We start from the raw sequence: 6,678 nt of genomic DNA, 5'->3' as shown, positions 1-6,678 counted from the left end.
CTCACCCCTCGCAGCGATGGCCCAGGCCGTCGGCGTGGTAGGCGCCGCAGCGGGGGCAGCGGACCAGATCCTCGGCGCCCTTGGCCGAGGCCTGGCGCGCCCGGTGCTGGCGGGACAGTGTGTCCCGCTTGGCCGCGGCCTCACGCGCCACGCCGACGCGGCGGATGGCGCCCATCGCCCAGAACACGCCGACCACCAGGGCGATCAAGACGAGGAGTTTGGCGAACATGGCCTGGCGGTGTCCTTACAGCCCGAAGCGGGACCAGAGCAGCCGATCCTCCACCGTGGCGACGGCGCTGTCCATGGCGGCGGCGATCCGGCTGTCGGCCCGGGTCAGCCGCCGGACCAGGCCGCTGCGCTGCTGCACCGCGCGCAGCTGGACCTTTTCGCCGAACTTGGCGCGCAGCACGGCGCGGGAATGGCCGATGCCGTCGGCCAGCCCGAGCACCCGGCCCTGGGCGCCGGTCCAGAATTCGCCGCTGAACAAAGTGGCGTCATCCGCCGTCAGCCGGCCGCCGCGGCGGGCCCGGATATGGGCGATGAAGCTGGCATGGATCTCGCGCTGCAGCTCCTCCAGCTTGGCCACGTCCTCCGGCCGTTCCGGCTGGTACGGGTCGAGGATCGCCTTGCGCGAGCCGGCGGTGTGCATCCGCCGCTCGACCCCAAGCTTGGCGATCAGGTCCTGGAAGCCGAAGCCGGAGGAGACCACGCCGATCGAGCCGACGATCGAGCTGTCATCGACCCAGATCTCGTCGGCGGCGCAGGCCAGCCAATAGCCGCCCGAGGCTGCGACATCCTCGACGAAGGCGAAGACCGGCACCTTCTTCTCATCCGCCAGGTCGCGGATGCGGCGGGCGATCAGTGACGACTGCACCGGCGACCCGCCGGGCGAGTTGATCACCAGCGCCACCGCGGCGAGACCCTTCGGCTTGAACGCCGCATCGATCAACTTGGCCAGCCGGTCCAGCGACAGGCCCTGGGCGAAAGGCCCCCGGCCGCCGCCGATCACGCCGCGCAGCGGCAGCACCGTCACCACCGGCGCGTCGCCGCGGCCGATCCAGGGACGTCGGGACAGGCTGCCCATCCTGCGCTCACATCAGGTTGGTTGCCGCAAGATACGGGGCAGCATATGGCCCGTCGGCCCTCGATTTCAAAAGGGCCGGGTCTCACACATCCAGCGGCCCGGCGTCGCGCAGCACGGCCTGCGCCGCGGCGGTGAAACCGCCATCGGCCTCGTGCAGCACCAGCCCGGGCGAGAGGATCGCCGGCGACCGGCCGCCGCGCCGCGCCTGCACCAGGATGCGCCGGGCAGCCACCCCGGCCTTGGGCCAGAGCGGGATCAATGTGATCGAGCCGAATGCCGGACGCAGCGCGACGCAGATCTCGTCGATCCGATCGGCACGGTGGATCAGGGTCAGCCAGCCAAGCGGCTTCAGCGCCCGGGCCGCCGCGGCGATCCAGCCGGCCAGGTCCAGCCCGTCCTCGACATTCGCTCCCGCCTTGATCGGGTCGGCCGAGGCCCGGCCGCGACCCGGCGGCAGGAAGGGCGGGTTCATCATCACCCGGTCGAACGGCGCGCCCGGGATCGGGTCGGCGACGCTGCCGCCGACGATCGCGCCACGATCCTGCAGCCCGTTCAGCGCCAGGTTCTCGCGCGCCAGGCCGGCCAGCAACGGGTCGCGCTCGACACCGGTCACGGACACGCCGGGACAGCGGAGGGCCAGGCACAGCAGCGCCGCCCCGACACCGCAGCCGAGATCGGCCACCGCCTCGCCCGCCTCCGCCGCCGTCGCCGCGGCCAGCAGCACCGGGTCGATCGCAGCACGGTAGCCTTCGAGCGGCTGCAGCAGGCGGACCCGGCCGTCGAGCAGCCGGTCCTCGCCGACCGCCCGATCCGGGCCAGCCGGCTTCTCAGGCATCCGGCAGGCTTTCCCCCGCCGACAGCAGAATATCCCGGGCGTCGTCCCAGTCATCGACCGCCACCATCAGCCGGCGCGGCAAGATGCCTAGGCTCCCTTCCAGCACGGATGTGTGCATATCAAGGACGATGCTTTCGATCCGCGCATCGGCCAGCAGCGCCGTCAGGAACGACAGCCGGACCGGATCGTTGGTTCGCAGAAGCTCTTTCACGGGGCCCATTTCTCGTCTATGCAGCGCACACACGATCATGGTGACACAATCCGGCCCGGTTCGCTGCCCTGCTGCTGCGTGTTAGGGTCGGAAGGGTGCGGGTACCGGAAGGATCGGGTGTGGATGTTGAGGAGCCGGGCTTGACCGCCAGTCTTGGAGCGACAAGGACCGAATCCCCCGAGCCGCAGGCCGAGGCCGGCGCGCTCGATCGCCTGACCGCGCTCGTCGCCGACGACCTGGCGGCGGTGAACGCGCTGATCCTCGACCGGATGAAGAGCTCGGTCGACCTGATCCCCCAGCTGGCCGGCTACCTCATCGCCTCCGGCGGCAAGCGCATCCGGCCCGTGCTGACCCTGGCTTCGGCCCGGCTGTGCGGCCATGCGGGCCAGCGCCATATCGGCCTCGCCGCCGCGGTCGAGTTCATCCACACCGCCACCCTGCTGCATGACGACGTGGTCGACGAGAGCGACCTGCGCCGCGGCCAGGCCTCGGCCAATGTCGTGTTCGGCAACCAGGCCAGCGTGCTGGTCGGCGACTTCCTGTTCTCCCGCGCCTTCCAGGTGATGGTCGAGGACGGGTCGATGGGCACGCTGGGGATCCTCGCCAACGCCTCGGCCGTGATCGCCGAGGGCGAGGTGCTGCAGCTTTCGGCCGCGCATGACACGGTGACCAGCCGCGACACCTATCTGCGCATCATCAGCGCCAAGACGGCGGAGCTGTTCGCCGCGGCCTGCGAGATCGGCGCGGTGGTGGCGGATCGCAGCCCGGCCGAATGCGAGGCGATGCGCCGCTTCGGCACCGAACTGGGAATCGCCTTCCAGATCGTCGACGACGTGCTGGACTATTCCGCCGCCCAGGCACGGCTGGGCAAGACCATCGGCGACGATTTCCGCGAGGGCAAGATCACCCTGCCGGTGATTCTGGCGATGGAGCGCGGCACCGAGGAAGAGCGCGAATTCTGGCGCCGCACGCTGGAAGAGAACCAGCAGTCCGAGCCGGACCTCGACCACGCCGTCGTACTGCTGCAGCGCCGCAGCGCCCTGGCCGACAGCATGGCGACGGCGCGCACCCATGCCGAGGCCGCCCGCCGCGCCCTGGCCCTGCTGCCGGCCTCGCCGATGCGGACAGCCTTGGAAGATGTGGTCGATTTCGTCGTCGAACGCGATTTCTGACAGAACAACGACACTGGCTATTGCGGCCCCCGATCAGGCCCGCTATAAGCCCAACCGCCGGTGCAACGGAGTGTAGCTCAGCCTGGTAGAGCGCTACGTTCGGGACGTAGAAGCCGGAGGTTCGAATCCTCTCACTCCGACCACCGCCGCATGGCTTCCCGAGCCAGGCGGCACCTCAAGCAATCCAGTTTTCCCCGTCCGGGGTGACTGGCCAGACGCATCCTCAGGTATCACGCAGTTGAGACTTGAAGCCTGGGAGAAGGTCCGAAAACCTCTCCCCAAGCTCCGCGAAATAGGCGTCGATCGCCTGGACACCCAAGCTGAGGTAGTCCGGGCTGAACTCCGCATAGTCTTCGGTGGCACCCTTCGCGACGCGATGGCCGAGAAAGCCCTCCACCTCCCACAGCGGCACACCGCGCCGTCGTAGTTCGGTTGCCATCGTACGACGCAAGCTATAGGGCGTCACCTCTTTCGGTAAGCCCGCGGCCTTTACCGCAGCGGCGAACGCTCGCGCGATCCTCTTGATCGGCTGTCCATTGAACATAACGAACCGTTCCCCGTCGCACGCTCCCAGATAGGGCAACAGCGTGTCGGAAATCGGAACGATCGGACGATGTTTCTTCGTCTGCTTCCGACCTCGGGGGTTCAGGTTGATTCGCCGGTCATGCCGGCTGACTTGGGCAAGGCTTCGCACCGGATCGGCGATCTGGCTGTTCGTGCCGGCTTAGCTGATCTAGATGTGACTGATGGCGCCCTATTGAAGGAGTTCCGGGCGCTGACAGTGAAGCTGAGCAATGCGTCGTCGGGAGCGGGCGCAGTTGAAGCGGCCTGACGTCCGTTGAATTCCTTTACACATGCGCATCGTATTTTTTATCGACATGGGAAGGGCCTCGGCGCCCCAGCGACGGCGACCCTTTTCATGCTGGCGACCACTGCGAGTCACGAGCGGCCGCCCCAGGCGGCCGCTCGCGGAAAGATCATGCGACGCTTTCCAGCAACCGCTTCGCCTTGCGCTCCATGTCGAGCCGCGCATCCTGATGCGGTTTGTCGCGGACTACCGCCGTGATCCCCTGCACGAAATCAAAGATGCTCTCGGGTTCCCGGCCTTCCTCATTCAGCACCGCACGGATGATCTGGGCGGTCTCGGGCTTGGTGAAGCCGCGCTTGTTGAGGAAGCCGCTCCGCTCTTCAGCCGTGCGAGCGACGATCTGCGCCCGGGCCGCCTTGATGCCGGAAATGAAACCGGCGTCGCTACTGTTGGCGAAGTTCCGAAGGGCGGGTGCCGCCTCGCGGGCGAACCGGTCCCCCGCAAACTTGCTGTGCCGGATGGTGATCTGCTCGAACTGCTCCACGCCCCACAGATTGCGGTTCATGCAGACGGCGCGAAGATAGAAGCTTGCGATGCCGAGGGTCCGGGCCCCGACTTCCGAGTTCCAGGCATAGAAGCCCCGGAAATACAGGTCGGGCTCGCCGCTCGGCAGGCGCCCGGCCTCGATCGGATGGGTATCGTCGACGAGAAAGACGAAGAGTCGTGATCCGACGCATAGAGCGTGGTGTTGGACTTGTCGACATCAACGAACGGATTGTGCCGCATGGTCGACCAATCCAGTATTCCGGGAACCTTCCACCGAGTGTCGCCGACTCCATTCCCCGCGATGCGCTGAATTGCAGCCACGAGCTCATGATCCCAAATCCGTCCATAATCGACCCCGGTGACGGCGCGCAACTCGACCCGACCGGCTTCAGTCTCAAGCGTCTTGACCAGCTCGGCCCGGTGGCTGAGCAATCCATGCTGCAGGTTGATAGCGGCGAGAGGCGCCGGCAGGCTCCGCAGATACGATGCTGGCGCCGATACCAGCGTGCTCAGCTGACCGAAGCTCCAATGCGTCGGCGTAACTACCTCATCGCGGCCTGGAACAATCAGCCCAAGGCCTTCGGCGTCGCTACGCTCGGCATGGACGCGGACGGTGCGGGACTCAACCGTGCGAACCTTAGCTCCATCTGCACGCATCTTCACGGCGCGGTGGAGGTCATCCAGGTCCAAAAATCGCTCATCATCGGGGCGGCTGTACCATTCCGACGAAACGCGGCTGTCGCGCTCGCCACGCGAAACATCGACCGCGAAGCTCGTCGTCACGGCTCGGTCGCCCTGGGGTTGCATCGTCGTGTTCATCTCACCATCTTTTTCGGTTGATTGCGCTTCGGGGCGCATGCCAGCGAAGGCGCCTGCCGAAGGGGCGAGGATGGGAGCGGCGCAGAATGGGGTCGGCCATGGGGAGGGGGATCACCCTGGCTGGCAGGCCGCAGGCCGAAGACTGGGGACGCCGCACGGCCGACAAAGAGCACAGCGACGAAGCCAGCCCCTTGCGCTGCGGGAAACCTAGGTTTCCGCGGCTCAGCCGGTCAACAAAGGCGGTCGGGTAAAAGGGTTCCGCTGAGAAGCGGGGGTCAATTTGTTCTCGCTATCCGCGATCGTTCTGCAGCGACGCTGACCCAACTGCGCTGCTGCATTGGGAACGTGCAACCTGACGTCGCGCTCTTGAGCCAGACTTCAGCAGAGGCCGTAGCGAACCCGAGGCCCAAAAGATCTGGATGCATAAGTCGGGAGCACCGGCGCCACGGCGCGTTCTCAGTCGAATTCCATCCCTCTCTGCCGGTGGTTCTAGCCAGGTTGAATAGCAATATAAGCAGACAGCATAAGCAGACAGCTCGTCGGCACCCCGAAATCGGCGGTCTCGGGGGTTGGTCGAAGCCGAGACGTTTCCACACGGCTTCAGGACCGAGCGGGCATTCACAACCCCTGCCCGGAGCTTCGCTGCACTAAATTTTCAGCAACTACATTATTTGATCGTCCAATATGAAGCGTGCAGGTGCTGCATCGCGCAAGTTGCAATTGCCCACCGGCTCCTCGCGTGTCGCAAATGTGCCACAAGCGGCCACTAGGTCGCCGTCCGAATTCCAGACGTGGTCCGAATTGAGCGGATCCCGGCACTTGCGGGCAGCAGGTTGGGCCAGGAGCACAAAAACCCGGACATCGCCATCGCGCCGGCCAAAATCGAGCCAAACCGATCCACACTGGCACACGGGCCCGAGGCACCCAACAATGCGCTGGAGTGAGCGATCTGTCCAAAAAGCCCAAGCAACGCATTTTTGCGTAAGGAACCTAGGAACGAGTCATCAGGTCATTGTTGCTGGAGGAGAGGTATCATCGGATGGTGCGCTTGCGTCCAGGAGAGCGGCGGTGTCGCGCCATTCCTGGGCGTAGTCGACATCCTGGTAGTTCTCGAACCACGGGCCGCCGCTGGTGTAGTGCACCGCCTGCGGCCGGCCCTGCGCCGGCTTCGGGTACCAGCCTTCCAGCCAGTTCCAGCCGGTC

General features: G+C 66.3%; 10 protein-coding genes and 1 tRNA gene. 4 read left to right on the top strand and 7 right to left on the bottom strand.

Annotation, left to right across the window (positions count from 1 at the left end; translation table 11 throughout):
* Nucleotide 1: 1 nt before the first annotated feature.
* From AC3XYG_RS06520 to AC3XYG_RS06505, 4 genes are all read right to left on the bottom strand, one after another.
* Nucleotides 2-229 carry a hypothetical protein gene (locus AC3XYG_RS06520; RefSeq protein ID WP_489138999.1) on the bottom strand — a complete coding sequence of 76 codons (228 nt, stop codon included), beginning with the start codon at nucleotides 227-229 and terminating at the stop codon, nucleotides 2-4.
* Nucleotides 230-244: 15 nt separating this feature from the next.
* Entirely contained in the window at nucleotides 245-1,084 is an 840-nt protein-coding gene (locus AC3XYG_RS06515; RefSeq protein WP_489138998.1) for a S49 family peptidase, read from the bottom strand.
* A gap of 82 nt (nucleotides 1,085-1,166) precedes the next feature.
* On the bottom strand, nucleotides 1,167-1,919 hold the full coding sequence (locus tag AC3XYG_RS06510) for a tRNA1(Val) (adenine(37)-N6)-methyltransferase (RefSeq protein WP_489138997.1): 753 nt from the start codon (nucleotides 1,917-1,919) through the stop codon (nucleotides 1,167-1,169).
* Nucleotides 1,912-2,169, bottom strand: a complete 258-nt coding sequence (locus AC3XYG_RS06505; protein ID WP_489138996.1) for a putative signal transducing protein — start codon at nucleotides 2,167-2,169, stop codon at nucleotides 1,912-1,914. The genes AC3XYG_RS06510 and AC3XYG_RS06505 overlap by 8 nt, the downstream gene beginning before the upstream one ends.
* Before the next feature lie 101 nt (nucleotides 2,170-2,270).
* On the opposite strand from AC3XYG_RS06505, the gene AC3XYG_RS06500 reads away from it, so the two are divergent.
* On the top strand, nucleotides 2,271-3,302 hold the full coding sequence (locus tag AC3XYG_RS06500) for a polyprenyl synthetase family protein (RefSeq protein ID WP_489138995.1): 1,032 nt from the start codon (nucleotides 2,271-2,273) through the stop codon (nucleotides 3,300-3,302).
* Between the two features lie 66 nt (nucleotides 3,303-3,368).
* Nucleotides 3,369-3,445 (top strand) — tRNA-Pro (locus tag AC3XYG_RS06495).
* A gap of 80 nt (nucleotides 3,446-3,525) precedes the next feature.
* On the opposite strand, the gene AC3XYG_RS06490 is transcribed toward AC3XYG_RS06495, so the two are convergent.
* Nucleotides 3,526-3,996, bottom strand: a complete 471-nt coding sequence (locus AC3XYG_RS06490; RefSeq protein WP_489138994.1) for a tyrosine-type recombinase/integrase — start codon at nucleotides 3,994-3,996, stop codon at nucleotides 3,526-3,528.
* Between AC3XYG_RS06490 and AC3XYG_RS06485 the strand changes: the two genes are divergently transcribed.
* Entirely contained in the window at nucleotides 3,916-4,134 is a 219-nt protein-coding gene (locus AC3XYG_RS06485) for a hypothetical protein (RefSeq protein WP_489139000.1), read from the top strand. The two genes, AC3XYG_RS06490 and AC3XYG_RS06485, sit on opposite strands and share 81 nt — an antisense overlap.
* A gap of 145 nt (nucleotides 4,135-4,279) precedes the next feature.
* On the opposite strand, the gene AC3XYG_RS06480 is transcribed toward AC3XYG_RS06485, so the two are convergent.
* The gene (locus AC3XYG_RS06480; protein ID WP_489138993.1) at nucleotides 4,280-4,675 is read right to left on the bottom strand and encodes a hypothetical protein; all 396 of its coding nucleotides are present in this window, start codon (nucleotides 4,673-4,675) and stop codon (nucleotides 4,280-4,282) included.
* 158 nt (nucleotides 4,676-4,833) lie between these two features.
* On the opposite strand from AC3XYG_RS06480, the gene AC3XYG_RS06475 reads away from it, so the two are divergent.
* On the top strand, nucleotides 4,834-5,496 hold the full coding sequence (locus tag AC3XYG_RS06475) for a hypothetical protein (RefSeq protein ID WP_489138992.1): 663 nt from the start codon (nucleotides 4,834-4,836) through the stop codon (nucleotides 5,494-5,496).
* 983 nt (nucleotides 5,497-6,479) lie between these two features.
* On the opposite strand, the gene AC3XYG_RS06470 is transcribed toward AC3XYG_RS06475, so the two are convergent.
* On the bottom strand, nucleotides 6,480-6,678 hold a 199-nt coding region (locus tag AC3XYG_RS06470; RefSeq protein WP_489138991.1), incomplete at its 5' end, for a hypothetical protein.

Source organism: Inquilinus sp. (assembly GCF_057815775.1).
This window is presented reverse-complemented; position numbering and strand designations above follow the sequence as displayed.